The following is a 25,458-nucleotide window of genomic DNA, read 5'->3' on the forward strand; positions in this document are numbered from 1 at the left end:
CGGTCACGCGAGGGCGTACGACACCAGGCGTTCGAGCGTGCGGATGCCGTCGCGCGACAGGATCGACTCCAGGTGTCCCTGCACGGACGCGAAGCGCGGGCCGCGGAGTGCGAACACGTCGCCGGAGCCCGGGTCGGCGGAGACCTCCGCATCCCCGATCCTCGTGGCACCGGGTGTCACACGCGCGGTGAAGGTGTTGTAGAACCCGATCGAGGCGTCCTCGCCGAACACAGGCACCGACTTCTGCAGTCCCTGATGCGGGGCGGCCAGCGGGACCAGCGCTGCGCCCTGACGGTCCGCGAGGATCTGGTGGCTCAGGCACACGGCGAGCAGGGGGGCCTCGGTGCCGAGCCGTCGCTCCACGACCGCGCGCATCCGGGCGATCCGCGCGCTGCCGGTGTCGCGGGGGTCGCCGGGGCCGGGGCCTGCGACGACGAGGTCGGCCGCGGCCACTGCGTCGTCGGTCACGGCATCCCAGGCGGAGATCGTCACGTCCAGGCCGAGGTGACGCAGCTGGTGGGCGAGCATCGTGGTGAAGCGATCCTCGGCATCGACCACAAGGGCGGAGCGCCCCGTGAACGGGCCGGTGAACTCCTCGCCCTGCGGGTTGAGCCAGAACTCGGCGAGGCGGGCGTTGCGGGAGGACAGCAGCGCGGCGATCTCCGGGTCGTCGGCGAGGGAGCGGCGTGCACCGGGGGCATCGGCGTCGCTGCGAGCCTCGGCCGCACGGTCGCGGTCGATCGCCCCGATGGCGCCGAGCACGCCCGCCGCCTTGCCGTGGGTCTCGGACACCTCGCCGTGCGGGTCGGAGTGGCGCACGAGGGTTGCGCCGACGGGGACGCTGAGCTCGCCGTCGGCGAGATACACGGTCCGGATGAGGATCGGTGCGTCGAGGTCGTGCCCGCCGTCGGCGTTCGGGGTGAACAGTGCTGCGACGCCCGAGTAGTAGCCGCGGGGCTTCTTCTCGTGGCGACGGATCACCGCGCACGCGTTCTGCATCGGTGAGCCCGTGACCGTGGGAGCGAACATCGTCTCGCGGAGGATGTCGCGCGGATCCATGCCGCTGCGTCCGCGGAGCATGTACTCCGTGTGGGTGAGGCGGGACATCTCCTTGAGGTGCGGGCCGGTGATGCGCCCGCCGTCGGCGCAGACGGCGCTCATCATCTTGAGCTCCTCGTCCACCACCATGAACAGCTCCTCGGTCTCCTTGGTGGAGGCGAGGAAGTCGGCGAGGGTCTCCTTGGTCGAGCCCCCGGCCGGATGCCGGAAGGTGCCGGAGATGGGGTTCATGGTGACGACGCCCTCACGCGCGACGACGTGCGCCTCCGGGCTCGCGCCGACCGCGATCCGCCCCGGGGTGACCACCGCGAACGTCCAGTACGCCCCGCGCTCATGCGCGAGCAGGGCACGGAACCACGTGAGGGCGGCCGTGCGGTCGTCGGTGTCGATGCTGGCGGTGTAGTCGCGGCGGATCACGAAGTTCGCGCCCTCGCCGCGTCCGATCTCGTCGGAGATGACCGTCTCGACGATGGCCGCGTACTCCTCGTCAGCGATGTCGAAGCCGCCGTCGCGCAGGGGGACCGACGAGGTCGGCAGCGCATCGAGCACCGCAGGCGTCGGCAGGTGCAGGTGCTCGTCCACCACGATGCAGCGCAGGGGAGCGCCGTCGTCCTGCGCGACGAAGCCGCGCTCGCGCACCTGGCGGTAGGGCACCAGTGCGAACACCTCACGCGGCACGCCGTCCGCGGTGAGCGGGATGTCGGCGAGCAGGTCGACGTCGACGACCTCGCCCGTGAGCAGCTCGACGGAGTCGGCGCCGTCGCGCGCGATGAGCACGAAGGATGCGGACGGATCGGCGCTGAGCTCGGCGAGTCGTGAGAGGGTCATCGATGTCTCCTGTGCAGGGCTCCGGCTCGGCGCAACGAAAAGACCGCCCCGGAGGCGGTCTGGATTCGTGGGAACGCGAACACCGCCTAGGAGGCGGGCCACCAGGTGAGGTTCGCGAGCATGGGGCGAAACTACCACATGCGGCACCCGCGACCCGGGCGGATGACGGGCCGCGCATCCAGCCCGCGTGCATCCGGGCGGCGTAGGCTGAGGGGGTGCCAGCTGTGAACCTTGGGATGCCTCGCATCCCCGAAGTCCTCGCCCCGCGCCGCAAGTCCCGCCAGATCAAGGTCGGCAAGGTGCTCGTGGGCGGCGACGCCCCCGTCAGCGTGCAGTCGATGACGACCACCAAGACGACCGACATCAACGGGACCCTGCAGCAGATCGCCGAGCTCACCGCCTCCGGGTGCGAGATCGTGCGCGTCGCCGTGCCGTCCCAGGACGACGCCGACGTGCTGCACATCATCGCGAAGAAGAGCCAGATCCCGGTGATCGCCGACATCCACTTCCAGCCGAAGTACGTGTTCCAGGCGATCGATGCGGGCTGCGCGGCCGTGCGGGTGAACCCGGGCAACATCCGGAAGTTCGACGACCAGGTGGGCGCGATCGCCAAGGCGGCGCAGGACGCGGGTGTCTCGCTGCGGATCGGCGTGAACGCCGGGTCCCTCGACCGCCGCCTGCTGGAGAAGTACGGCAAGGCCACGCCCGAGGCGCTCGTCGAGAGCGCGGTCTGGGAGGCGTCCCTGTTCGAGGAGCACGACTTCCACGATTTCAAGATCTCCGTCAAGCACAACGACCCGGTCGTCATGGTCAAGGCGTACCGCCTCCTGGCCGAGCGGGGCGACTGGCCCCTGCACCTCGGCGTGACCGAGGCCGGGCCGGCGTTCCAGGGCACGATCAAGAGCGCGACGGCCTTCGGCATCCTGCTCGGTGAGGGCATCGGCGACACCATCCGCGTGTCGCTGTCGGCGCCGCCCGCCGAAGAGGTGAAGGTCGGCCACCAGATCCTGCAGTCGCTGAACCTGCGGGAGCGCAAGCTCGAGATCGTGTCGTGCCCGTCGTGCGGTCGCGCACAGGTCGACGTGTACACGCTCGCGGAAGACGTGACCGAGGGTCTCAAGGACATGACGGTGCCACTGCGTGTCGCCGTCATGGGCTGCGTCGTGAACGGTCCCGGTGAGGCCCGCGAGGCCGACCTGGGCGTCGCCTCCGGCAACGGCAAGGGGCAGATCTTCGTGAAGGGCGAGGTCATCAAGACCGTGCCCGAAGAGGACATCGTCGCGACGCTGATCGAGGAGGCGAACCGCATCGCCGCCGAGATGGGCCCGGACGCACCGCTCGGCACCGCGCAGGTCGTCACGGCCTGACCGTCGTCCGCACCCCGATCGCCATCCCCGCCGTACCGCACAGGAGAAGCATGTCCTCGCCCACCGTCGTGACCTTCGCCACCGGCTCCACGAGTGGAGAGGGCGTCGTCACCCACGTCGAGAGGACGCCGGAGGGCGTGGTGGTCGTGGTGGACGAGACCCCGTTCCACCCCGTCGACCACACCTGGCCCGACCAGCCGGGTGATGCCGGGACCCTCACGGTCGACGGCTCCTCCGTGGCCGTGGCAGAGGCCGTCATGGCGGCCGTGTCCGACGACGGCACGTTCGCGGTGGGTGCCGACATCCCCGTCAAGCGCGGGGCGGAAGGGTGGACCTGGCTGGTCGGCCACCGCCTCACGGGCGACGCCCCGGCGGCCCTGGTGCCCGGGGTCGCCGCGCGGCTGGACGTCGATGCAGACCGTCGCGCTGGCCTGAGCCGCGGGCACACCGCCTGTCATCTCGCGTCCCTCGCCCTCGACCTCGCGGTCGCCGACCTGTGGCGCAAGGACCCGGGCGCCGACGCCCTCGGCACCCCCGACTTCGAGGGGCGCGCCAACCAGACGAGCCGCATCCACGCGGATGGCGCCGTCGACGAGTACCGCCTGGGCAAGAGCCTGCGCCGCGCGGGTTTCGACACCGAGACCTTCGCGTCGACCCTCGCCGACCGCGAACAGCGGATCAACGCACAGCTCGAGGCGTGGGTCGAGTCCGCCGCCGCGAGCCGCGTCGAGACCGAGGGTCCGACGATCGTGGACCGTCGCCGCTGGCACTGCGAGCTGCCGGAGGGCGAGGCCGTGATCCTGTGCGGGGGCACCCACGCGCACTCGCTCGACGAGTTCGTCGCGATCCGGGTGGCGTTGGACCTGTCGGATCCTCAGCTGCTCGTCATGACGACGACCGCGACTCCCGCGGCCTGAACTCTTCGGCGACGCCCTCGAACTCCACCTCGCCCTTCGCGATGTCCGCGCGCGCCACGCGCACGCGGAGGCGATCGCCCGGCTTCACGCCGACGGGAGCGGGGGCGCTCGCCGTGACCGCGGGCTCGGCGATCTGGATGGTCACGCGCTCGCCGCGATCCTCGACGACGGTGGCGTCGAGCTCGGTGCCGACCAGCGGGGTCAGCAGCGCCGCCTCCACGGCGTTGACGGTCCCGGACGCCAGCCGGGAGGCGCGCTGACCGGACTCCTGCATCAGGCCTGGCAGATCGGCGAGCGAGTCACGCACCCATGCCGGTACGGGTGCGCCGCTCGAGACCGCCAGGCAGATCGCCAGCGACCACCGGTCGACGAGTCGCCGCAGGGGCGCGGTCGCATGCGCGTAGGGGGCGGCGATGGCGGCCTGGACGGCGTCGTCCGGAGCCGTGCCGTCGAACACCAGATAGCCCGCGCCGCGGAACAGTGACGACGCGGCTTCGAGCACGGGCAGCGTCAGCGGGTCGTCCCTGTCCAGACCGCGCAGGAACTCGCCATAGGTGCCGTCGGTCCACGGGCGACCGAGGGCGATCGTCTGCAGGCGGAACGTCTCGAAGGCGGCATCGTCGGGCTCCGGCATCGTGCGCAGGATGCCGACGCCCGCACCCAGCATCAGCTGCGCTGCCGCCATCCCCGTCATGATCGACAGCTGAGCGTTCGCCTCCTCGATCGGGAGGGGACGGCGACGCACGATCGCGTAGCTGCCGTCCTCCGCGCGCACGACCTCCTCATCGGGAAGGTTGAGGCTGGCCCCGCCACGCTTCCGCTCCCGCTCGAGCCGAAGGGCGCCGATCTCCGGGAGGAGCGCCGCTGGTCCACCCTCGCCGCGATCGAGGGCGGCCTGCGTCGCCGCGTAGTCGAGCTGGGCGCGGGAGCGGATGAGCGCCCGTTCGAGCCGGAAGTCGCCGACCTCCCCGGTCTCGTCCAGCGCGAAGGTCCACACCAGCGCGGGGCGGTCGGCGTCGGCGAGGAGGGAGGCGCGGTCCTCGCTGAGCACGGGAGGGTGCAGCGGGATCGTGCCGTCCGCCGCATACAGGGTCTGTCCGCGCCGACGGGCTTCCGCATCGACCGCCCCGCCGGGCTCGACGAAACCGGGGACGTCCGCGATCGCGTAGCGCACGGTGTACCCCGACGAGGTCTTCTCCAGGTGGAAGGCCTGATCGAGGTCGCGCGAGCCCGCCGGGTCGAGCGTCGCGAAGGGGATGTCGCGCAGGTCGAGCTCGGGTGTGGATCCGCTGGCGCGCTCGGCCTCGGCGAGCACGTCGGGTGGGAACGAGGTGGGGGCGTCGAGCGCTTCGCGGAGGTCGGCGAGCGCGGCGGCGAGCTCGGTCTGGGCGGCGGAGGGAGCGACATGGGACCGGCGCTGAGGCATGGCTCCCACCCTAGGCCGAGAAGCCCCGGTCTCCGGAGGCGTTCTGTCGGTGATGGCGCGTAACATTTCACCGACGACGTCAGGGTGACGCCGGAAGGGACAGCCATGAAAGCACTCGTCTACCACGGAGCCGGAGAGAAGCGATGGGAGGAGGTTCCGGATCCGACCATCCTGGCGCCGACCGACGCGATCGTCCGCATCGAGGCCACGACCATCTGCGGCACCGACCTGCACATCCTCAAGGGCGATGTCCCGGCCGTGACCGAGGGGCGCATCCTCGGTCACGAGGGTGTCGGGGTGATCACCGAGGTCGGAGGAGCCGTGACCGATCTCGCCGTGGGGGACCGCGTGATCATCTCGTGCATCACCTCGTGTGGAAAGTGCGACTTCTGCACCGCCGGGCTGGCATCGCACTGCCGAGCCGAGGAGGGGGCGTCGGGGATCGGCTGGATCCTCGGGCACCTGATCGACGGCACGCAGGCGGAGCTGGTGCGGATCCCGTTCGCCGAGACCTCGCTGCACCGGCTTCCGGATGGCGTCTCCGCCGAGACGGCGGTCGTGCTCAGCGACATCCTTCCCACGGGCCACGAGATCGGGGTGCAGTACGGCGGCGTGAAGGCGGGCGACGTGGTCGCCGTCGTCGGCACCGGGCCGGTGGGCCTCGCGGCGATCATGACCGCGCAGCTCTACGGGCCGAGCAAGATCATCGCGATCGACCTCGACGCGAACCGTGTCGAGCAGTCCAGACTCTTCGGGGCCACGCACGGCGTGGTCGCCGGCGCCGAGGACTGGCGCGATCAGGTGCTCGCCCTGACCGACGGGCTCGGCGTCGACGTCGCGATCGAAGCCGTGGGTGTTCCGGCGACCTGGGGCATGGCGCTGGACATCGTGCGCGCCGGCGGGCACGTCGCCAACGTCGGAGTCCACGGCGCACCCGTCGACTTCCCGATCGATCGCCTGTGGATCCAGAACCTCACCATCACGACGGGCCTGGTGAACGCCGACACGGCGCGCATGCTCACCCGGCTCGTCGCCGAGGGTCGGATCGACCCGGCGGTGTTCGTCAGTCACCGCTTCGCGCTGGACGCCATCGAACAGGCGTACGACACGTTCGAGCGGGCCGCGGAGACGAAGGCGCTGAAGGTGGTGCTCACCGCCTGAACGCACAGGGGACAGAGGGTCGGCATGGGGGGATGCCGACTCTCAGCATCCGTCGGCGCCCCGCGACCGGGCGAGACATCATCCCCACCACTGCGGCCCTCGCGTCCGTGCCGGGCGTTAGCGTGGGGACATGACCACTGCTGCGAAGGCTCAGACCCTTGTCGGACTCTATGACGCGCCGGAGATCCTCCGCGTGGTGAACGTGTGGGACATCGTGTCGGCGCGCGCGGTCGCCGCTCTGCCCGAGACGAAGGCGATCGCGACCGCCGGACACGGCATCGCCGCGACCTTCGGCTACGACGACGGCTCCACCCCGCGCGAGCTGATGATCGACATGGTGGGACGCATCGCCGCCGCCGTGCAGGTCCCGGTCACCGCCGACCTCGACGACGGCTACGGCGACGCGGGGGAGACCACGCGGCTCGCGATCGCCGCCGGTGTCGTCGGGGCGAACGTCGAAGACCGGCTGAAGCCGCTCGACGAGTCGGTGGCCGCGGTCGAGGCGATCGTGAAGGCGGCCGAGGCGGAGGGCGTGCCGTTCGCGCTCAACGCCCGCACCGACGCGTTCGTGCGCGCGGGGCACCGTCCCGTCCAGGAGAGCGTCGCCGATGCGATCCAGCGCGGCCGCGCTTTCCTCGACGCGGGAGCGACGGCCGTGTTCGTGCCCGGGATCCTCGACGCGAACGTGACGCGGCAGCTCGTCGAGGGCATCGGCGAGCGCAAGGTGAGCGTCATCGGCATCCCCGGTGCGCTCGCCGCCTCGGAGTACGAGAAGCTCGGCGTCGCCCGCATCTCGTACGGTCCGCTGCCGCAGCGGGTCGCGCTCACGGCGCTCCAGGAGCTGGCCGAGAGCCTGTACGCGGGCGGCGTCGTCCCGCAGGGCCTGCCCGCCCTGAACTGACGCGGCGGGACGGGGGACCACGGCTCACTACACTTGAGCCGTGGTCACTCGTCTCTCGAACTTCTTCCTCCGTACACTCCGTGAAGACCCTGCCGGTGCAGAGGTCGCCAGTCACAAGCTGCTGATCCGCGCCGGGTACATCCGACCGCAGGCCGCGGGCATCTTCGCGTGGCTGCCGCTCGGGCTGCGGGTGAAGGCCAAGATCGAGGCGGTCATCCGCGAGGAGATGGCCGCCGCGGGTGCCCAGGAGGTGCACTTCCCGGCGCTGATGCCGCGGGAGGCTTATGAGGCGACGGGTCGCTGGGAGGAATACGGCGATCTGCTGTTCCGCCTCCAGGACCGCAAGGGGGGCGACTACCTGCTCGCCCCGACGCACGAGGAGGCCTTCACCCTGCTCGTGAAGGACCTGTACTCGTCGTACAAGGACCTGCCGCTGACGATCTACCAGATCCAGGACAAGTACCGCGACGAGGCGCGGCCCCGCGCCGGCCTGCTCCGCGGCCGCGAGTTCACGATGAAGGACGCCTACTCGTTCGACGCCTCGGACGAGGGGTTGGACGTGAGCTACCAGTCTCAGCGCGACGCCTACGAGCGGATCTTCCAGCGCCTGGGACTCGAGTACGTGATCGTGCAGGCGGATGCGGGCGCGATGGGCGGCTCGCGCAGTGAAGAGTTCCTCCACCCCACCCCCGTCGGCGAGGACACGTTCGTGCGCAGCGCCGGTGGTTACGCGGCGAACGTGGAAGCGTTCACGACCGAGGTGCCTGCGCCCGTGCCGTTCGACGCCGACGCGACTCCGGTGATCTTCGACTCGCCCGACACCCCCACCATCGAGACGCTCGTCTCGCACTGCAACCGTGAGCTGGAGGGCGAGTACACGGCGGCGGACACGCTCAAGAACGTCGTGCTCGCGCTGACGCACCTCGACGGCACCCGCGAACTCGTCATCGTGGGAATCCCCGGCGACCGCGAGGTGGACGAGAAGCGCGCCGAGGTCGCCTTCGCTCCCGCCGAGGTCGAGACCGCGACCGCGGACGACTTCGAGAACAACCCTCTGCTCGTCAAGGGCTACATCGGTCCGTGGTCACCCACGGGCGCGGTGCTGGGGGAGGAGTCCGCCACCGGCATCCGGTACCTCGTCGACCCGCGGGTGAGCGAGGGCACCAGCTGGATCACCGGGGCGAACATCGACCAGAAGCACGCCCACTCCGTCGTGATGGGCCGCGACTTCGCCGCCGACGGCATCGTCGAGATCGCGAACGTGCGCGCGGGTGACCCCGCGCCCGACGGCTCCGGCCCGGTCGAGCTCGCGCGCGGCATGGAGATCGGCCACGTCTTCCAGCTCGGTCGCAAGTACGCCGAGGCGCTGGGACTGAGGGTGTTGAACGAGAACGGCAAGCTCGTGACGGTGACGATGGGCTCGTACGGCATCGGTGTCACGCGCATCCTCGCGATCATCGCCGAGCTGAACAACGACGACAAGGGACTGATCTGGCCCGCGTCCGTCTCCCCGTTCGACGTCCAGGTGGTGGCGGCGGGGCGCGACCAGGTGGCCTTCGACGTCGCGGAGGAGATCTCGCAGCGGCTGGAGAGCGCGGGACTCGATGTCCTCTACGACGACCGTCCGAAGGTCTCGCCCGGCGTCAAGTTCGGCGACGCCGAGCTCGTCGGTGTGCCGCGCATCCTGATCGTGGGTCGCGGTGCCGCCGAAGGACAGGTCGAGCTGTGGGATCGGCGCAGCGGCGAGCGTGACGCGCTGTCCATCGAGGAGGCGGTCGCGCGACTCACGTCGCGCTGACCTCGGTGACCGCGCGGCTCAGCAGGTGATGCGGCCGTGATCCATGGTGTCGTCCGGGGTGTCGTGGGTCACGAGGGCTTTCAGCGCCCCGGCGGCCATCGCGATCTTCCCCTTGGCGGGTTCCCAGAACTCGGTGACCCGCGGGGTGACCCGCAGGAGGGCGATGCCCGGCGTCTCCAGGCCGTCGGCGAACCAGATGTCGAGTGACGGCGAGTAGAGCTCTTCCATCTTGGCGCGGTCGTGCACGACCTCCGCGGTTCCGGCGACGGAGACGTAGCGCATGCCCTTGGAGTCGCAGTACGCGAGCCCCACGTCGTGGTTGCGGCGTGCCTCATCGACCTTCTCGGTGTCCTCCGCGGTGAAGAACCAGATGTCTCCCGCGTCGTCCATCTGCCGGGTGGACATCGGGCGGCTCACGAGGTGGCCGTCCTCGTCGACGGTGGTGAGCATCGTGATGTCGATGTCCTCCACGAGCTCGGAGACGCGGGCGAGGGCTTCAGGTCCGGTGATCTCGGTCATGGAGCCAGGATGCCCCCGCCCGGTCGCCGCCGCAGGGGCGTTGACAGGGGCGGACGAGCGTGCTGACGCCGCGCGTGGTGCTCCGCCGCGCGGACGGCGTTGCGGGGCCCGATCGCGTGCGAGCATGACACGCTGGTGACATGGCCGAACAGTCCCTTCCTCCCGCGCTCACGTCCGAGATCAACGCCGTGCTGGACGAGACGGGCGTGCACGCGGATCGGCGCCTGGTGATGCGGATGCTCCGGACCGCGCTGCAGCTGGGGGAGGACGGCACGGATCGCCTCGACCTCAAGATCGCCTCGGCGGCGCTGGCCGAGATGCGCGACGCCTTCCGGCTGTTCGCACCGTTCCGCGGTGTGCCGAAGGTGACGGTGTTCGGCTCCGCCCGCACGCGCCAGGACGACCCGCTGTACGTGCAGGCGCGGGACGTGGCCGCCGCGCTCGCCCGCGATGGCTGGATGGTGGTCACGGGTGCCGGCCCCGGGATCATGCAGGCCGCGGCGGAGGGGGCGGGCCCCGCACTGTCGCTCGGTGTCTCGATCCGGCTGCCCTTCGAGGAGAAGGCCAACGCGGTCGTCGCAGGTCAGGACCAGGTGGTCGCGATGAAGTACTTCTTCACGCGCAAGCTGATGCTGATCAAGGAGTCGAGCGGGTTCCTCTGCCTTCCCGGCGGGTTCGGGACGCTGGACGAGATGTTCGAGCTCCTCACGCTCCAGCAGACGGGGAAGGCGGAGCCGACGCCCATCGTCCTGCTCGACGAGAAGGGCGGGTCGTTCTGGGAGGGGATGCGTCGCTTCGTCGACGAGCACCTCGCGCCGATGGGCGTGATCTCGGAGGGCGACTTCGATCGGGTCGTGATCACCGATTCCGTGGAGGCGGCGAGGGCGGAGATCACGGGCTTCTGGCGCAACTACGACTCATTGCGCTGGGTGGGTGACACGCTGGTGCTGCGGCTGCGCGCGGAACCGACCGAGGCCGAGGTGGCGGAACTGAACGACGCGTTCGGCTCGATGCTGTCGGACGGTCGCATCGAGCGGACGCCACCGCTGCCTCCCGAGGCGGCCGACGACGATCGCCTCGACCTGCCGCGTCTGATGCTGCACCTGGATCAGCGCCAGGTCGGAAACCTGTTCCGCCTCATCGGGGCGATCAACGCGCTGCCGTCCGCCCCGACCGCCTGACCCGCCCCCGCCCCTGCCGCGCGGCCGGGGTCTCCGACGCACGGTATCGTTGTACGGATGTCGCGCGTGCGATCAGGCGCGACGAGAGCTGAATAGGGAGGCCGTCATGGACATCGAACTGAGTCTGCTGCGAGGGATCGAGAAGGAGAAGGCGATCCCGTTCGACGAGCTCGTCGCGATCATCGAGCAGGCGATCCTGACCGCGTACTCCAAGCACGTGTCGCCCGAGGGGGCGGCGCCCGAGGGCGTCCGCGTCGAGCTCGACCGTACGACCGGGCACGTCGCCGTGCTGCAGGTCGTCCGCGACGAGGAGGGCGCGGTCATCGGCGAGGAGGACGCGACCCCCGACGACTTCGGGCGCATCGCCGCCTTCGCCGCCAAGCAGGTCATCAGCCAGCGCCTCCGGGACATCGCCGACGACGCCGTGCTGGGCGAGTTCAAGGGGCGTGAGGGCGATATCGTCGCCGGCGTCATCCAGCAGGGGCCCAACCCGCGGATGATCCACGTCGACCTCGGCTCGGTCGAGGCGATCCTCCCGCCGGAGGAGCAGGTGCCCGGCGAGGAGTACACGCACGGCTCGCGTCTGCGCGTGTACGTCACGAGCGTCGCCAAGGGGCTCAAGGGGCCGCAGATCACCGTGTCGCGCACCCACCCGGGCCTCGTCCGCAAGCTGTTCGCGCTCGAGGTGCCGGAGATCGCAGCCGGACTGGTCGAGATCGTCTCGCTCGCGCGGGAGGCCGGTCACCGTACGAAGATCGCCGTGCGCGCGAACGACCCGTTGATCAACGCGAAGGGCGCGTGCATCGGCGAGCTCGGGCGCCGCGTACGCGCCGTCACGGAGGAACTGTCCGGCGAGAAGATCGACATCGTCGACCACGACCCCGACCTCGCGACCTTCGTCGCCCATGCGCTGTCACCGGCGAAGGTCACGAGCTCGTTCGTGCTCGACGCCTCCACCAAGGCGGTCAGGGCGCTCGTGCCGGACTACCAGTTGTCCCTCGCGATCGGCAAGGAGGGGCAGAACGCCCGCCTCGCCGCCAAGCTGACCGGCGCGAAGATCGACATCCAGCCGGACAGCGTCCTCGACTGATCGGACTCCGCGGCCCGCCACGCCCCGGGGCGGGCGAACGCGGACGGAACGCAGGTGTAAGATGGATCCCGTACGAATGTGCGTCGGTTGTCGCACGCGTGCTCCCCGCTCCGCCCTGCTCAGGGTGGTGAGCCAGAACAACACCCTCGTCCTCGATGAGCGTGCTGTCCTGCCGGGACGAGGCGCGTGGGTGCATCCGACACAGGAATGCATGGATGCCGCCCTGCGGCGCCGTGCTTTCGGACGTGCACTCCGTGTGTCCGCCACTCTGGACACGCAGACCATCGAACAGCATCCGCTGAGAACCAAAGGCTGAACGGCTATGGAAACAAAGTGAACGGCTCGAAATGAGACCCGTCCGCGACTAATGGTCTGCCCTGTCTGGGCAGACCGACCCAGACAGGAGAATTGTGGCTGGTAAACCACGCGTACATGAGATCGCCGCTGAACTCGGCGTCGACAGCAAGGTCGCCCTCGCGAAGCTCAAGGAGCTCGGCGAGTTCGTGAAGAGCCCGTCGTCGACGGTCGAGCCGCCGGTGGCGCGCAAGCTGCGCGCCGCGATCGAGGCCGACCCGTCGCTCAAGGCGTCCGGCGAGCCCGCGGCGGCCAAGCCCGGGCCCAAGCCCGCGGCGAAGAGCTCGGCACCGACCCCCGGCCCGAAGCCGGGACCCAAGCCCGGACCCGCGGCCCCCGCCGCTCCGGCACCCGCCGAGGCTCCCGCCGCCGCACAGGCTCCGGCGGAGAAGGCTCCGGCTCCCGCGGCTCCGGCCAAGCCGTCAGCTCCGGCTCCGGCCGCCCCGTCGTCGGGTGACGGCAACGCCCCGAAGCCCGGTGCTCCGCGCCCCGGCAACAACCCCTTCTCGTCGGCGCAGGGCATGGGGCAGCGCCCCGCCGGTCCCCGTCCCGGCAACAACCCCTTCGCCTCGGCGCAGGGCATGGGACAGCGGCCGACCCCCGGCAACATCCCGCGTCCGCAGGCGCCGCGTCCCGGGGCTCCTCGTCCCGGAGCGCCCCGTCCGGGTTCGCCCCGTCCGGGTGCGCCTCGTGGGGGCCAGGGCGGTCGTCCCGGTGCTCCGTTCCAGCAGCGCACGGGCGGTCCCGGTCGTCCGGGTGGCGCCGGTGGCGGTCCCGGTGCGGGCCCCCGTCCCGGTGGTGGCTTCGCCGGTCGTCCCGGTGGCGGCGGCGGTCGCGGTCGCGGCCCCGGTGGCGGCACGGCCGGTGCCTTCGGTAAGGGCGGCGGCAAGAGCAAGCAGCGCAAGTCGCGGCGGGCGAAGCGGCAAGAGTTCGAGATGCGGAGCGCCCCGGTCGTCGGCGGCGTCAACGTCACGCGCGGCAACGGCGAGACGATCCGCATGCGCCGCGGTGCGTCCATCGCGGACTTCGCCGACAAGATCGAGGCACTGACCGGATACACCGTGCAGCCGGGCACGCTCGTGACGATCCTCTTCAACCTCGGCGAGATGGCCACGGCCACCGAGTCGCTGGACGAGGCCACGTTCGAGGTCCTGGGTGAGGAGCTGGGCTACAAGGTCCAGATGGTCTCGCCCGAGGACGAGGACAAGGAGCTCCTCGAGGGCTTCGGTCTCGACCTCGAGAAGGAGCTGGCGGAGGAGAGCGAGGACGACCTCGAGATCCGTCCCCCGGTCGTCACCGTCATGGGTCACGTCGACCACGGTAAGACGCGCCTTCTCGACGCGATCCGTCAGACGAACGTCATCGAGGGCGAGGCCGGCGGCATCACCCAGCACATCGGTGCGTACCAGGTCTGGACCGAGCACGAGGGCATCGAGCGGGCCATCACCTTCATCGACACCCCGGGTCACGAGGCGTTCACCGCCATGCGTGCCCGTGGTGCCCAGGTGACCGATCTCGCGATCCTCGTGGTCGCGGCCGACGACGGCATCATGCCGCAGACGGTGGAGGCCCTGAACCACGCCCAGGCGGCGAACGTGCCGATCGTGGTCGCGGTCAACAAGGTCGACAAGCCCGAGGCCAACCCGGCCAAGGTGCGTCAGCAGCTGACCGAATACGGTCTGGTGGCCGAGGAGTACGGCGGCGACGTGATGTTCGTCGACGTGTCGGCTCGCGCGAACACCGGCATCCAGGACCTCCTGGACGCCGTGCTGCTCACCGCGGACGCCGGTCTCGACCTCACCGCCAACCCGAACAAGGCCGCTCGCGGTGTCGCCATCGAGGCGAAGCTCGACAAGGGCCGCGGTTCGGTCGCGACGGTGCTGATCCAGTCCGGAACCCTGCGGGTGGGTGACGCGATCGTGGCGGGTACCGCCTACGGCCGCGTGCGCGCGATGATCGACGAGAACGGCGAGACCGTCGAGGCGGCCGCGCCGTCTCGCCCGGTCCAGGTGCAGGGACTCAACTCCGTGCCCCGCGCCGGCGACGTCTTCATCGTCACCGAGGAAGACCGCATGGCCCGTCAGATCGCCGAGAAGCGTGAAGCGGTCGAGCGCAACGCCCAGCTGGCCAAGGCCCGCAAGCGCATCTCGCTCGAGGACTTCACCCGTGCTCTGGAAGAGGGCAAGGTCGAGTCGCTCAACCTCATCATCAAGGGTGACGTCTCCGGTGCCGTCGAGGCGCTGGAGGAGTCGCTCCTCAAGATCGAGGTCGACGACTCGGTGCAGCTGCGCATCATCCACCGCGGTGTCGGTGCGATCACCGAGTCCGACGTGAACCTGGCGACGATCGACAACGCGATCATCGTGGGCTTCAACGTCCGCCCCGACACGAAGGCGCGCGAGCGCGCCTCCCGTGAGGGCGTGGACATCCGCTTCTACTCCGTCATCTACAACGCGATCGACGAGATCGAGAGCTCGCTCAAGGGCATGCTCAAGCCGGAGTACGAAGAGGTCCAGTCGGGTGTCGCCGAGATCCGCGAGGTGTTCCGCTCCTCGAAGTTCGGCAACATCGCCGGTGTCATCGTGCGGTCGGGAACGATCACGCGCAACGCGAAGGCCCGCGTCATCCGCGACGGCGTCGTCATCGCCGATGGCCTGGCCATCGAGTCGCTGCGCCGGTTCAAGGACGACGTCACCGAGGTGCGCACCGACTACGAAGCCGGTATCGGCCTCGGCAAGTACAACGACATCCAGATCGGCGACGAGATCGAGACCACCGAGATGGTCGAGAAGCCTCGCGGCTGATCGGGTTCGATACCTTCGGGCGGGGATGCTGAGGCGTCCCCGCCCGAAGGCCTCTGAAGGGAAAGAGCTATGGCAGGCGAACGACAGGCACGACTCGCGGACCGCATCCGTGTGATCCTCGCCGAGCGTCTCGAGAAGGGTCTGCGCGACCCGCGGCTCGGGTTCGTGACCATCACCGATGTCCGCGTGAGCGGAGACCTGCAGCACGCCTCGGTGTTCTACACGGTCCTCGGCTCGGAGGAGGAGCGCATCGCGAGCGGTGCCGCCCTGACCTCGGCGACGGGCATGCTGCGCAGCGAGGTCGGCCGACAGCTGAGCACGCGTCTCGTGCCGACGCTCGAGTTCATCCCGGACGCGCTCCCGGAGAACGCCGATCACATCACGGCGCTGCTGCGTGAGGCGCAGGAGCGGGACGCCGAGGTCGCGAAGCTCGCCTCCTCTGCCTCCCCGGCCGGCGACGCCGACCCGTACCGTTCGGGGGACGACGAGGACTGATCCGTTTGATACCCTCGGGTCCGCGGGGATGACATCCGATGGACCTGGGGGATCGGCATTCCAGCGACGGTATCGAGCGACGGCGGTGTCGTCGCGCCCGCGATCGTGGAGCTGCTGCTCCGCGATCTTCTCGCGCGCGAACTGGTCTGCGCGCCGCACGTGGTGGCGCGACTGGCCGCGCGTCTCGCCGCCGATCCGCCGAGCGTCGTCGAGGTCGCGGAGCGGCTGACGCCGGACCAGCGGCTGGGACGGCGCGCGCTGCCCTCACCCCTGCCCCTGACGCCCGCGGTCGAGCGTGCCTTCGCGGAGCTCGAGCTCTCGGAGCGTGACCGCACCCTGCTGCTCGCGCAGACACTGCGCAGCGGCGACGACCTCGGCACCCTGGTCGCGTTCGACGGCCGGTCGGTGCGGGAGCTGGCGGCCTCCCCGGTCGGCGCACTGCTCGTGATCCATGCGGGCCGGGTGCGACTGTCCGACCCGCGCCACTCGGTGTGGATTCAGGCGCTGTCGACCTCGGCGCGGACGGCGGAGGTGCATTCCCGGCTGGCGGGACTGCACGCCGCCCTCGGCGATGAGGACGCAGCGGCGTGGCATCGGGCGCGCGCGTCGTTGACCGGCGATCCCGCGGCCGCACGGACGCTGGTCGGTGCGGCGCGGAGACTGCTCAGCGCCGGACGGGAGGAGCGCGCGCTGGCTCTCGCCCGGGAGGCCGCGGCGCACGTGTCGGGCCACCGGCGGGACGGGGCGATGCTGCTCGCCGGACTCGCGGCCGTCGGCGCGGGGCTCGCCGGGGATGCCGTGCACGATCTCGGCAGCCTGTATCCCCGCGCGTCGGCGCGGCTCCGGGGACGGGCACTCGGGGGACTGCTGGTGGCGCAGACGTTCGTGCTGGGCGCGGTGCCGGATGTCGATCCCGCGCTGTTCCGACCGCGGAGCGCGAAGGGTCGGGCGGCGTGGCGCGACTGGACGAGAGCGGCCGGGCTCGCGGCGCTGCTGTGCGCGGAACGAGGAGACCGGGCCCCGATGCGCCTGTGGCTCGACGCGGTGCGCGAGGGAGCCGCGGTCGTCGGGGCCGAGACCGACCTGCGGGAGCCCGTCGTCGCCCTGTGCTGGCTTCTCGCGGGGGACAGCGAGGTCGGCGATGGAGAGGGTGAGGGGCCGCTGTGCGGAACCCTGCTCCGGGCGCTCCGACTCGCGGCTCGCGGTGACATCGAGCAGGGGCTGCGCCTGCTGCGCGACGACTCGCCCCTGGCCGATCTCGCACCGGACCATCTGGTGCCGGGGCTCGAGCGCAGTCCGCTCGTGCGCGCCTATCGGGCGGTGGCCGAGACGCTGCTGCTGGTGTGGCGTGGTGACATCGGCGCGGCGCGGGAGCGGCTGCTCCGCGCCGCGGTCGAGCTCCCGGTCGCGCTTCCGTTCGCGGGACTGGGGGTCGTCCTCGCGCGGCGGCTCGATCTCGCCGTGCGGGGGGAGATCGGACCGGTCGCCCACGCCCTCACGGCCGTGCTTCCGGTGGGGGGAGGCGTCGACGGGTTGGTCGACCGCGCGATCGAGGCCTTCCTGGCGGGCGCGGTGGATGCGGCGGGGGCGGCGGTGGAGCTCTGGCGCGACGGCGGGGCTCCGGAGCCGGTGCTCGGTGTTCCCGGGCTCGAGGAGGTGGCTGTCGCGGCGCAGGTGCAGCGCGCGGCGTCCGGGCCCGTCACACCTCCGGATCTCGCGGTGGCACGCGACCTCCGGGTGCGCCTCCTGGCCGCGTCGGCCGGGAGCTGGCCGTCGGAGCGGGACGACGTGCGGGAGACGGCGCGCACGCTGCGCTCCCCGTTCGCGCGGGCGCGCGTCGAGCTCGTGCTGGGTCTGCAGCACGCGGTCCGTGACGACCATCTCGCCGCACGGATGCACCTGCAGCGGGCGGAGCGGCTGTTCGAGGCGGCGGGTGCGGACGCGTGGGCGCGGGCGGCCAGGGACAGGATCGATCGGCTCGACACGACGGCGGCGCAGCTCGTCCCCGCGCCGGAGCGGCTCTCGGTGTGCCGCAGCGTGTGGAGGCGGCGGCTCACCGCCCGTGAGCTCGACGTCGCGATGCTGGCCGTTCGTGGCGCCGGCAACCGCGAGATCGGTCGAGAGCTGAGCGTGTCGGTGCGGACCGTGGAGGTGCACCTCGGGCGCGTGTTCGCGAAGCTGGAGGTGCGCAACCGTGTCGAGCTCACGGCTCTCGCCCACCGCACCGAGCGTCACCTCTGATCCGGGGTCACCGGGGGAGCGTGAGCCCTTCGCCGTCGGTCTCGGCGAGGCCGTCCGCGATGAGGGAGTCGATCGCCCGGTCGCGCTGTCGGGCGTCGGGCCACTCCGGGATCACCGCGGCCAGGGGGACGGCGTCGGGGGCGGCGTCGCGGAGGAGGCGCAGCACCGTGCCGCGGGCCTGACGGTCCGATCCCTCGTAGGCGGCCTGGCGGCGTCGAGCGTCGCCGGTGTCCGGTCGACCGGCCGCCAGCCAGGCGCACTGCTCGGCGATCGGGCACACCTCGCAGCGCGGTGCCCGAGCCGTGCAGATCGTGGCGCCCAGCTCCATGGTCGCCGCGTTGAAGAGCGCGGCCTCCACGTCGTCGTCCGGCAGCAGCGCGTCCATGAGGGCGAGGTCGCGCCGGGACGGCGGCGCCGGGTGTGCGCGCCCCTCGACCGCCCTGGCCAGCACGCGTCGCGTGTTGGTGTCGACGACCGGGTACCGATCACCGTACGAGAACACCGCGACCGCTCGTGCCGTGTAGTCGCCGATGCCGGAGAGGGCCAGGAGCGCGTCGACGTCACGCGGCACGACACCTCCGTGCCGCTCGACGACCTCGATCGCGGCGCGGTGGAGCCACAGGGCACGGCGCGGGTAGCCGAGGTTGGCCCACTGCTGCACGACCTCGGCGGTCGTCGCCTCGGCCATCGCCGCGGGGGTCGGCCACCGCGTCAGCCAGGCGTCCAGATGCGGGATGACCCGGGTGGCGGGGGTCTGCTGCAGCATGAACTCGCTGACCAGCACGCCCCAGGCGCCGAAGCCGTCGTGGAACTCGCGGCGCCGCCACGGCAGGTCGCGGGCGGCCGATCGATACCATGACGTCAGGTTCGGCATCGTCGTGGGGGAGGACGGCGGAACGGGCACCCCGCCAGCCTAGGCGAGCGGGATCGGGACGACCGGGCCGAGGGCAGGAGCCGTCGCACGAGGTGCGCGGCTGACGCACGGACGGCGCACCACGCGTCGGTAGGCTGGAGGGATGGTCCCCTCCGGCATCCTCCTCGTCGACAAGCCCGGCGGGCTCACCAGTCACGACGTGGTCGCCCGCACGCGGCGGGCCTTCGGCACCCGCAAGGTGGGTCACGCCGGCACGCTCGACCCGATGGCGACCGGGCTGCTGGTGATCGGCGTCGAGGGTGCGACGCGGCTGCTCACCTACGTCGTGGGTGCCGACAAGACCTACCTGGCCACGATCCGGCTCGGCACCACCACGACCACGGACGACGCCGAGGGTGACACGCTCACGGTCGCCGAGTCTGCGGCGTGGTCGACCGTCACCGACGACGCGATCGCTGCCGGCGTCGCCGCGCTGACGGGGGAGATCTCCCAGGTGCCCAGCGCGGTGTCGGCCATCAAGGTCGACGGACGTCGCGCCTACGACCGGGTGCGCGCGGGGGAGGAGGTCGTGCTCGCGGCCCGCGAGGTCTCCGTCAGCCGGTTCGACGTGCTCGCCAGCCGTCGCGGCGAGGACCACATCGACCTGGACGTGATCGTGGACTGCTCGTCCGGCACTTACATCCGCTCCCTGGCCCGCGACCTCGGCGCCGCGCTCGGGGTCGGGGGCCATCTGACGGCCCTGCGGCGGACCAGGGTCGGCCCCTTCGACGCGGCGGACGCGGTGGGCGTCGACGAGCTGGAGGGCGCGCCGACGCTGACCCCGGCGCAGGCGGCGTCCCGCATCCTCCCGGTGCTCGCGGTCTCGGCGGATGAGGCGAGGGACCTGCGGCACGGCAAACGCCTCGCGGGCCAGGCCGATCGGCTCTCCGGCGCCCTCGTCGCGGCGATCGATCAGGACGACGTGCTGGTCGGCATCGTCGAGAGACGCGGCGCCGACATCAAGAGCGCCATGAACATGCCGGAGGCCGTCCGATGATCCTGTGGTTCACGATCGTGCAGATCGCGGTGGCGGTCGCCGCCGGCGTCTTCTGCCTGGTGGCCGGTCTCGCTGGGCGCCGGCCGAGCGACTTCTCGGTCGGCGCGCTCGCACTCGTCGAGCTGCTGCTGATCGGGCAGGTCGTCGTCGCGATCGTCGCCCCGCTCTCGGGGAACCCGCCCACGGGCGATCTCCTCGAGTACTGGGTGTATCTGGTCTCCGCCGTGCTGCTGCCGATCGGCGCCGTGCTGTGGGCCCTGATGGAGCGCAGCCGCTGGAGCACGGTCGTGCTGGGCGTCGCGGCGCTCGCGATCGCGGTCATGCTGTGGCGCATGCAGGCCATCTGGACGGTCCAGGTCGCCTGACGGCGGGAGCCCCGCGGAGTCCGGCGTCCCGCCGCGGCTCTAGGATGGAATGCGCTATGAGCTCCACCGCCCCCTCCACCCGGATGACCGGAATCGGTCGTGTCCTCGTGATCGTCTACGCCGTCATGGCGCTGGCTGCCACGGGGCGCAGCTTCGTGCAGATCGTGCGCCGGTTCGATGAGGCGCCGCTCGCGTACACGCTGTCCGCCGTCGCCGCGCTCGTCTACATCCTCGCGACACTGGCGCTGATCTTCGCCCGGCGTCGCGGGTGGTACACCGTGGCGTGGGTCGCGATCGTGTTCGAGCTCACCGGCGTTCTCGTCGTCGGGGTGCTGAGCATCCTGCTTCCCGCGCTGTTCCAGCACGAGACCGTGTGGTCGCTGTTCGGCCGCGGCTACCTCTTCGTGCCGCTGGTGCTTCCCGTCTTCGGCATCTGGTGGCTGCGCACGCACCGCCCCGTTGCGGTGGAACGCCCGGTGGAGGCCGTCGCGTGATCGTGTTCCGCAGTCCGGAGGAGGTTCCGGACGGCTTCGGACCCAGCGCGGTCGCCATCGGCAAGTTCGACGGGGTGCATCGAGGGCACCGCGCCGTGATCCAGCGGCTGAAGGACACCGCGGCCGCCACGGGGAGCCGGGCGGTCGCCGTCACCTTCGACCGCAATCCGCTCGCGGTCCTGCGCCCCGACCGGTGCCCCGAGAACGTCGTCACGGTGGAGCGCAAGCTCGAGCTGCTCGGCGAGCTGGGCCTCGACGCGACCCTGATGCTGACCTTCGACGAGGAGCTCGCCGCCCGCTCGGCGGAGGACTTCGTGGTGGACATCCTGGTGGGCGCGCTGCAGGTGTCGACCGTGTTCGTCGGCGCGGATTTCCGATTCGGGCATCGCGGGGCAGGCACACCCGAGCTGCTGCGCGAGCTGGGCCCCCGCTACGGCTTCACGGTCGAGGTGGTCGAGGACGTGTACCTCGAGGGGTCGTCGCGGCGCGTGTCGTCGAGCTGGATCCGCGAGCTGCTCGTGGACGGCGACGTCGCGGGCGCCGCGCGGGTGCTGGGGCGCTCTCCTGATGTGCGCGGCGAGGTCGTGCACGGCCTCAAGCGCGGCCGCGAGCTGGGCTTCCCCACCGCCAACCTCTCGACCATCGTCGACGCGTTCGTCCCCGCGGACGGCATCTACGCCGGCTGGCTGGTCGACCACGACACCGGCATCCGGCATCCGTCCGCGATCTCCGTCGGCACGAACCCCACGTTCGACGACGTGCTGGTCCGCCAGGTCGAGGCGCACGTGCTGGGGGAGACGGGGCTCGACCTCTACGGGCACGACGTGACGGTGGAGTTCGTGGAGCGGTTGCGCGGCATGGTGGCGTTCGAGGGCATCGAGAAGCTCATGTCGCAGATGGCGGCCGATGTGGCGCAGGCTGCGGCGATCCTCGGCGTGGAGTCCTGACCGCTGCACCGCGATTCCGGCGCGCGGTTCCGCGGGCGGTCGGCCCGATGACATAGAATGGGAGCAGGCTCCCGCCGACCCGCGCACCGCCGTGAGCGCCGGAGGGAGACGATCCACGGTCCGCACGGTCCTGGCTCACGCCACACGCGGACGACGAGAACGGCCATCGGCTCCCTGGGGGCGCCGGGCCCTTCAGGCTCAGGAGGAGCATGCCGACCACGGCAACCGCCGCCACGCGGCGCAAGAAGACGTCCCGTCGCGACGACGAGGCACCCCTCATCCCGATCCTCGCGCGCAAGGTGCGCGAGATCGAGGCGAAGTCCCAGCGCGGCAAGCTGGGCCCGACGAACCGCACGAAGTTCCAGGTCATCGCGTTCCTGGTGCGTGAGGAGCGCGCGCGGGTCAAAGCCGACACCGAGATCACCGACGCCGCGCGCACCGAGCTGCTCAAGCGTCTGGACGGCGTCGCCACGATCCTCGCCAAGACGGCCGCGCGCGACACCTCGCTCATCCAGCTGCTGGAGGCCGACCAGGCCACGTCGCCCGTCGCCAAGCGCATGCGCCGCGACTGGCTGCTGGAGTCGGGCGCCGAGCTGCCGCCCGAGGAGCTCATCATCGCGGACCAGGCGCCCGTGCAGGCCCCCGTGGTGCCGGCCGCGATCGCCGAACGTCAGGTGACGCCGCCGTCCGTGGAGTCGCGACAGCTCGCCAACCCCTTCCTCGCGCCCGACCTCACGCCGCGCCCGGCCAGCACGCCCCGGCGCCGCCTCGACGGCTGGGAGCTGATGGGGCCGCTGTACAAGGCGTTCGAGACCGGCGCCGGCGGTGCGGCAGCCTCGATGGAGCTTCCGCCCGCGCCCGAGTTCGATCACGTGTCGCCCAAGGGCCTCGACGTGATGGTGCACCAGTCGCGCTTCCTCGAGGCGGTGCGCGCGGGGCACCGCAGCTTCCTGCTCGCGGATGAGCCGGGTCTGGGCAAGACCGCGCAGTCGGTGCTGGCGGCATCCGTCGCAGGCGCCTACCCGCTGCTCGCCGTGGTGCCGAACGTGGTGAAGATGAACTGGGCGCGCGAGGTGGAGCGGTGGACGCCGCAGCGCCGCGCGACCGTCATCCAGGGCGACGGCGACGACATCGACGCGTTCGCCGACGTGTTCATCGTCAACTACGAGATCCTCGATCGTCACCTGTCGTGGCTCGCGACCATCGGTCTGCGGGGCATGGTCGTCGACGAGGCGCACTTCATCAAGAACCTGTCGTCGCAGCGCTCCCAGAACGTGCTGTCGCTGGCCGCGCAGGTGCGTGAGCGCACGCCGGGACACGACCCGCTGATGCTCGCGCTCACGGGTACCCCGCTGATCAACGACGTCGAGGACTTCGACGCCATCTGGCGCTTCCTCGGGTGGACGAACGGCGAGAAGCCGGGACCGGCGCTCATGGAGAAGCTCGACGCGACCGGGTTCACGCCCGCCGACAAGGCGTTCTATCCCGAAGCGCGGGACGCGGTGATCTCGATGGGTATCGTGCGCCGCAAGAAGAAGGACGTCGCGGCCGACCTCCCGGACAAGCTCGTCGCAGATCTGCCGGTGCAGCTCGACGACGAGTTCGGACGCAGCATCCGTCAGGCCGAGCGCGAGCTGGGGGAGCGGCTGGCCGCGCGCTACCGCCGCATCATCGAGGCACGGGGCGATCGCGGGCTCCTTCCCGGCGAGATCGACGACGACATCGTGCGCCTGATCGCTCAGAACGAGCTCGAGGAGTCGAAGGCCGCGGGCACCGGAGGCGACAACGTCTTCACGATGGTGCGCCGCATCGGTCAGGCCAAGGCGCCGCTCGCGGCCGACTACGCGGCGCAGCTGCAGCGGTCGGTCGGCAAGGTCGTGTTCTTCGCGAAGCACATCGACGTCATGGACCAGGCGGAGGCGCACTTCGCCGCCGCGGGGATCCGCGCGGTGTCGATCCGCGGCGATCAGACCACGACCGTGCGTCAGCAGGCGATCGACGACTTCAACGGCGACCCGGACGTGGGCATCGCGGTGTGCTCGCTGACGGCTGCCGGTGTGGGGCTCAACCTCCAGGCCGCGTCGAACGTCGTGCTCGCCGAGCTCTCGTGGACGGCGGCCGAGCAGACGCAGGCCATCGACCGCGTGCACCGCATCGGGCAGGACGAGCCGGTGACGGCGTGGCGCATCATCGCCGCGCACACGATCGACACCAAGATCGCGGAGCTCATCGACCAGAAGCAGGGCCTCGCGGCCAGGGCGCTGGACGGCGAGGCGACCGAGGAGGCGGCGAGCGAGTCGGTGCAGCTGGCGGCCCTCATGCACCTGCTGCGCGAGGCCCTCGGCGGGAGCTGAGCCTCCGCTAAGAACGCGAGTTCTTAACGCCGGATTCGCCTCGGATCGGGCTTCGATCTCAAAGTTCGCGGATTCCCCGGGTCGGACGCGTCAAGATCCTGGTTTTTCGACGCGTCCGAATGGCGGCGGAGGGCGGCGTGCCGCTAGGGTCGATCCCAGGCACCGTCGCCTTTCCCCCTCCCGACACTCGAACCTCCGAAGGCAGCAGCATGAAGATCGGCATCCTGACGAGCGGCGGCGACTGCCCCGGACTCAACGCGGTCATCCGCGGCATCGTGCTCAAGGGCACCACCACCTACGACCTGGAGTTCGTCGGCATCCGCGACGGCTGGCGCGGGGTCGTCGAGGGCGACTTCATGCCCCTCACCCGGCACGAGGTGAAGGGTCTGTCGAAGGTGGGCGGCACGATCCTCGGCACGAGCCGCACCAACCCGTACGAGGGTGAGCGCGGCGGCGCCGAGAACATCGCCAAGACGCTCTACGGTCACAAGATCGACGGCATCGTGGCGATCGGCGGCGAGGGCACCCTGGCCGCGGCCGACCGGCTCGCGAAGGACGGCATCAAGGTGCTCGGCGTCCCGAAGACGATCGACAACGACCTGCGCGCCACCGACTACTCGTTCGGTTTCGACACCGCGGTGAACATCGCGACCGACGCCATGGACCGTCTGCGGACGACCGGCGACTCTCACCAGCGGTGCATGGTCGCCGAGGTCATGGGCCGTCACGTCGGCTGGATCGCGCTGCACGCCGGCATGGCCGCCGGTGCCCACGTGATCTGCATCCCCGAGGTCCCCATGTCCATCGACGAGATCACCGAGCTGGTCACGCGGGCACACGACCGCGGCCGCGCTCCGCTGGTCGTGGTGTCGGAGGGCTTTACGCTCACGGGCATGGAGGAGGCCTACAGCGACAAGGGCCTCGACGCCTTCAACCGCCCGCGCCTCGGCGGGATCGGCGACCTGCTGGCCCCGGAGATCGAGCGGATCACCGGCATCGAGACCCGCGCCACGATCCTGGGGCACATCCAGCGCGGCGGCTCGCCCTCGGCGTTCGATCGCGTGCTGGCAACGCGCCTGGGCCTGCACGCCGCCGACGCGATCGTCGACGGCGCCTGGGGCCAGATGGTGGCGATGCAGGGCACCGACATCGTGCGCGTGCCCTTCGCGGATGCGCTGGGCGAGCTGAACACGGTGCCGCGCTACCGCTACGACGAGGCCGCCGCGCTGTTCGGCTGACCCGCCGCG

General features: G+C 71.1%; 21 protein-coding genes. 17 read left to right on the forward strand and 4 right to left on the reverse strand.

Going from position 1 to position 25,458, the window contains the following annotated elements:
- Window positions 1-3: 3 nt before the first annotated feature.
- Window positions 4-1,887, reverse strand: a complete 1,884-nt coding sequence (locus KV394_RS12255) for a chorismate-binding protein (RefSeq protein WP_247981560.1) — start codon at window positions 1,885-1,887, stop codon at window positions 4-6.
- A gap of 215 nt (window positions 1,888-2,102) precedes the next feature.
- Between KV394_RS12255 and ispG the strand changes: the two genes are divergently transcribed.
- Both ispG and KV394_RS12265 read left to right on the forward strand, forming a co-directional pair.
- Window positions 2,103-3,254 carry a flavodoxin-dependent (E)-4-hydroxy-3-methylbut-2-enyl-diphosphate synthase gene (gene ispG / locus KV394_RS12260; protein WP_205812722.1) on the forward strand — a complete coding sequence of 384 codons (1,152 nt, stop codon included), beginning with the start codon at window positions 2,103-2,105 and terminating at the stop codon, window positions 3,252-3,254.
- A gap of 50 nt (window positions 3,255-3,304) precedes the next feature.
- Complete coding sequence (locus KV394_RS12265; protein ID WP_206251393.1) at window positions 3,305-4,171, forward strand: alanyl-tRNA editing protein; 867 nt, start codon at window positions 3,305-3,307, stop codon at window positions 4,169-4,171.
- Here the strand turns inward: KV394_RS12265 and KV394_RS12270 are convergent.
- The gene (locus KV394_RS12270) at window positions 4,140-5,597 is read right to left on the reverse strand and encodes an RNB domain-containing ribonuclease (protein ID WP_247981561.1); all 1,458 of its coding nucleotides are present in this window, start codon (window positions 5,595-5,597) and stop codon (window positions 4,140-4,142) included. The genes KV394_RS12265 and KV394_RS12270 overlap by 32 nt on opposite strands.
- 105 nt (window positions 5,598-5,702) lie before the next feature.
- Between KV394_RS12270 and KV394_RS12275 the strand changes: the two genes are divergently transcribed.
- The 3 genes from KV394_RS12275 to KV394_RS12285 all read left to right on the forward strand — a co-directional run bounded on the left by KV394_RS12275 (window position 5,703) and on the right by KV394_RS12285 (window position 9,457).
- The gene (locus tag KV394_RS12275) at window positions 5,703-6,758 is read left to right on the forward strand and encodes a zinc-dependent alcohol dehydrogenase family protein (RefSeq protein ID WP_247981562.1); all 1,056 of its coding nucleotides are present in this window, start codon (window positions 5,703-5,705) and stop codon (window positions 6,756-6,758) included.
- 130 nt (window positions 6,759-6,888) lie between these two features.
- Complete coding sequence (locus KV394_RS12280; RefSeq protein WP_247981563.1) at window positions 6,889-7,659, forward strand: isocitrate lyase/PEP mutase family protein; 771 nt, start codon at window positions 6,889-6,891, stop codon at window positions 7,657-7,659.
- 40 nt (window positions 7,660-7,699) lie between these two features.
- Window positions 7,700-9,457, forward strand: coding sequence for a proline--tRNA ligase (locus tag KV394_RS12285; RefSeq protein ID WP_247981564.1), 1,758 nt, complete (start codon window positions 7,700-7,702; stop codon window positions 9,455-9,457).
- Between the two features lie 18 nt (window positions 9,458-9,475).
- Here KV394_RS12285 and KV394_RS12290 read toward each other — a convergent pair whose 3' ends face one another.
- The gene (locus KV394_RS12290) at window positions 9,476-9,976 is read right to left on the reverse strand and encodes a pyridoxamine 5'-phosphate oxidase family protein (RefSeq protein WP_136032881.1); all 501 of its coding nucleotides are present in this window, start codon (window positions 9,974-9,976) and stop codon (window positions 9,476-9,478) included.
- Window positions 9,977-10,116: 140 nt separating this feature from the next.
- On the opposite strand from KV394_RS12290, the gene KV394_RS12295 reads away from it, so the two are divergent.
- From KV394_RS12295 to KV394_RS12320, 6 genes are all read left to right on the forward strand, one after another.
- Window positions 10,117-11,157, forward strand: a complete 1,041-nt coding sequence (locus tag KV394_RS12295; protein ID WP_247981565.1) for an LOG family protein — start codon at window positions 10,117-10,119, stop codon at window positions 11,155-11,157.
- A 106-nt stretch (window positions 11,158-11,263) separates the two neighbouring features.
- Window positions 11,264-12,247, forward strand: a complete 984-nt coding sequence (gene nusA, locus KV394_RS12300; RefSeq protein ID WP_247981566.1) for a transcription termination factor NusA — start codon at window positions 11,264-11,266, stop codon at window positions 12,245-12,247.
- A 76-nt stretch (window positions 12,248-12,323) separates the two neighbouring features.
- Window positions 12,324-12,563, forward strand: a complete 240-nt coding sequence (locus tag KV394_RS12305) for a YlxR family protein (RefSeq protein WP_240744613.1) — start codon at window positions 12,324-12,326, stop codon at window positions 12,561-12,563.
- A gap of 94 nt (window positions 12,564-12,657) precedes the next feature.
- Window positions 12,658-15,405, forward strand: a complete 2,748-nt coding sequence (gene infB, locus KV394_RS12310) for a translation initiation factor IF-2 (protein WP_206251390.1) — start codon at window positions 12,658-12,660, stop codon at window positions 15,403-15,405.
- 69 nt (window positions 15,406-15,474) lie between these two features.
- The gene (gene rbfA, locus KV394_RS12315) at window positions 15,475-15,900 is read left to right on the forward strand and encodes a 30S ribosome-binding factor RbfA (protein ID WP_136044326.1); all 426 of its coding nucleotides are present in this window, start codon (window positions 15,475-15,477) and stop codon (window positions 15,898-15,900) included.
- A gap of 105 nt (window positions 15,901-16,005) precedes the next feature.
- Window positions 16,006-18,141, forward strand: coding sequence for a helix-turn-helix domain-containing protein (locus KV394_RS12320; RefSeq protein ID WP_247981567.1), 2,136 nt, complete (start codon window positions 16,006-16,008; stop codon window positions 18,139-18,141).
- 7 nt (window positions 18,142-18,148) lie between these two features.
- On the opposite strand, the gene KV394_RS12325 is transcribed toward KV394_RS12320, so the two are convergent.
- Complete coding sequence (locus tag KV394_RS12325; RefSeq protein ID WP_247982867.1) at window positions 18,149-19,015, reverse strand: HhH-GPD family protein; 867 nt, start codon at window positions 19,013-19,015, stop codon at window positions 18,149-18,151.
- Between the two features lie 142 nt (window positions 19,016-19,157).
- Between KV394_RS12325 and truB the strand changes: the two genes are divergently transcribed.
- The 6 genes from truB (at window position 19,158) to KV394_RS12355 (ending at window position 25,449) form a co-directional block, all read left to right on the forward strand.
- Complete coding sequence (gene truB / locus KV394_RS12330) at window positions 19,158-20,051, forward strand: tRNA pseudouridine(55) synthase TruB (protein ID WP_247981568.1); 894 nt, start codon at window positions 19,158-19,160, stop codon at window positions 20,049-20,051.
- Window positions 20,048-20,416, forward strand: a complete 369-nt coding sequence (locus tag KV394_RS12335; protein WP_247981569.1) for a hypothetical protein — start codon at window positions 20,048-20,050, stop codon at window positions 20,414-20,416. Before truB ends, KV394_RS12335 begins: the two co-directional genes overlap by 4 nt.
- A gap of 56 nt (window positions 20,417-20,472) precedes the next feature.
- Window positions 20,473-20,910, forward strand: coding sequence for a hypothetical protein (locus KV394_RS12340; RefSeq protein ID WP_205812769.1), 438 nt, complete (start codon window positions 20,473-20,475; stop codon window positions 20,908-20,910).
- Window positions 20,907-21,857: a bifunctional riboflavin kinase/FAD synthetase gene (locus KV394_RS12345; protein WP_136035096.1), complete on the forward strand. Its 951-nt coding sequence runs from the start codon at window positions 20,907-20,909 to the stop codon at window positions 21,855-21,857. The genes KV394_RS12340 and KV394_RS12345 overlap by 4 nt, the downstream gene beginning before the upstream one ends.
- Window positions 21,858-22,066: 209 nt before the next feature.
- Window positions 22,067-24,211, forward strand: coding sequence for a DEAD/DEAH box helicase (locus KV394_RS12350; protein WP_247981570.1), 2,145 nt, complete (start codon window positions 22,067-22,069; stop codon window positions 24,209-24,211).
- A gap of 209 nt (window positions 24,212-24,420) precedes the next feature.
- Window positions 24,421-25,449 carry a 6-phosphofructokinase gene (locus KV394_RS12355; RefSeq protein ID WP_136035092.1) on the forward strand — a complete coding sequence of 343 codons (1,029 nt, stop codon included), beginning with the start codon at window positions 24,421-24,423 and terminating at the stop codon, window positions 25,447-25,449.
- Window positions 25,450-25,458: the final 9 nt, after the last annotated feature.

Source organism: Microbacterium sufflavum (assembly GCF_023101165.1).
In the GTDB taxonomy this organism is placed as follows: domain Bacteria; phylum Actinomycetota; class Actinomycetes; order Actinomycetales; family Microbacteriaceae; genus Microbacterium; species Microbacterium sufflavum.

What these genes read in the sequence shown, in the direction of transcription:
- KV394_RS12255 (WP_247981560.1), bottom strand. Translation starts at nt 1,887, where the DNA reads ATGACCCTCTCACGACTCGCCGAGCTCAGCGCCGATCCGTCCGCATCC.
- KV394_RS12265 (WP_206251393.1), top strand. Translation starts at nt 3,305, where the DNA reads ATGTCCTCGCCCACCGTCGTGACCTTCGCCACCGGCTCCACGAGTGGA.
- KV394_RS12270 (WP_247981561.1), bottom strand. Translation starts at nt 5,597, where the DNA reads ATGCCTCAGCGCCGGTCCCATGTCGCTCCCTCCGCCGCCCAGACCGAG.
- KV394_RS12275 (WP_247981562.1), top strand. Translation starts at nt 5,703, where the DNA reads ATGAAAGCACTCGTCTACCACGGAGCCGGAGAGAAGCGATGGGAGGAG.
- KV394_RS12280 (WP_247981563.1), top strand. Translation starts at nt 6,889, where the DNA reads ATGACCACTGCTGCGAAGGCTCAGACCCTTGTCGGACTCTATGACGCG.
- KV394_RS12290 (WP_136032881.1), bottom strand. Translation starts at nt 9,976, where the DNA reads ATGACCGAGATCACCGGACCTGAAGCCCTCGCCCGCGTCTCCGAGCTC.
- KV394_RS12295 (WP_247981565.1), top strand. Translation starts at nt 10,117, where the DNA reads ATGGCCGAACAGTCCCTTCCTCCCGCGCTCACGTCCGAGATCAACGCC.
- nusA (WP_247981566.1), top strand. Translation starts at nt 11,264, where the DNA reads ATGGACATCGAACTGAGTCTGCTGCGAGGGATCGAGAAGGAGAAGGCG.
- KV394_RS12305 (WP_240744613.1), top strand. Translation starts at nt 12,324, where the DNA reads ATGTGCGTCGGTTGTCGCACGCGTGCTCCCCGCTCCGCCCTGCTCAGG.
- rbfA (WP_136044326.1), top strand. Translation starts at nt 15,475, where the DNA reads ATGGCAGGCGAACGACAGGCACGACTCGCGGACCGCATCCGTGTGATC.
- KV394_RS12325 (WP_247982867.1), bottom strand. Translation starts at nt 19,015, where the DNA reads ATGCCGAACCTGACGTCATGGTATCGATCGGCCGCCCGCGACCTGCCG.
- truB (WP_247981568.1), top strand. Translation starts at nt 19,158, where the DNA reads ATGGTCCCCTCCGGCATCCTCCTCGTCGACAAGCCCGGCGGGCTCACC.
- KV394_RS12335 (WP_247981569.1), top strand. Translation starts at nt 20,048, where the DNA reads ATGATCCTGTGGTTCACGATCGTGCAGATCGCGGTGGCGGTCGCCGCC.
- KV394_RS12340 (WP_205812769.1), top strand. Translation starts at nt 20,473, where the DNA reads ATGAGCTCCACCGCCCCCTCCACCCGGATGACCGGAATCGGTCGTGTC.
- KV394_RS12350 (WP_247981570.1), top strand. Translation starts at nt 22,067, where the DNA reads ATGCCGACCACGGCAACCGCCGCCACGCGGCGCAAGAAGACGTCCCGT.
- KV394_RS12355 (WP_136035092.1), top strand. Translation starts at nt 24,421, where the DNA reads ATGAAGATCGGCATCCTGACGAGCGGCGGCGACTGCCCCGGACTCAAC.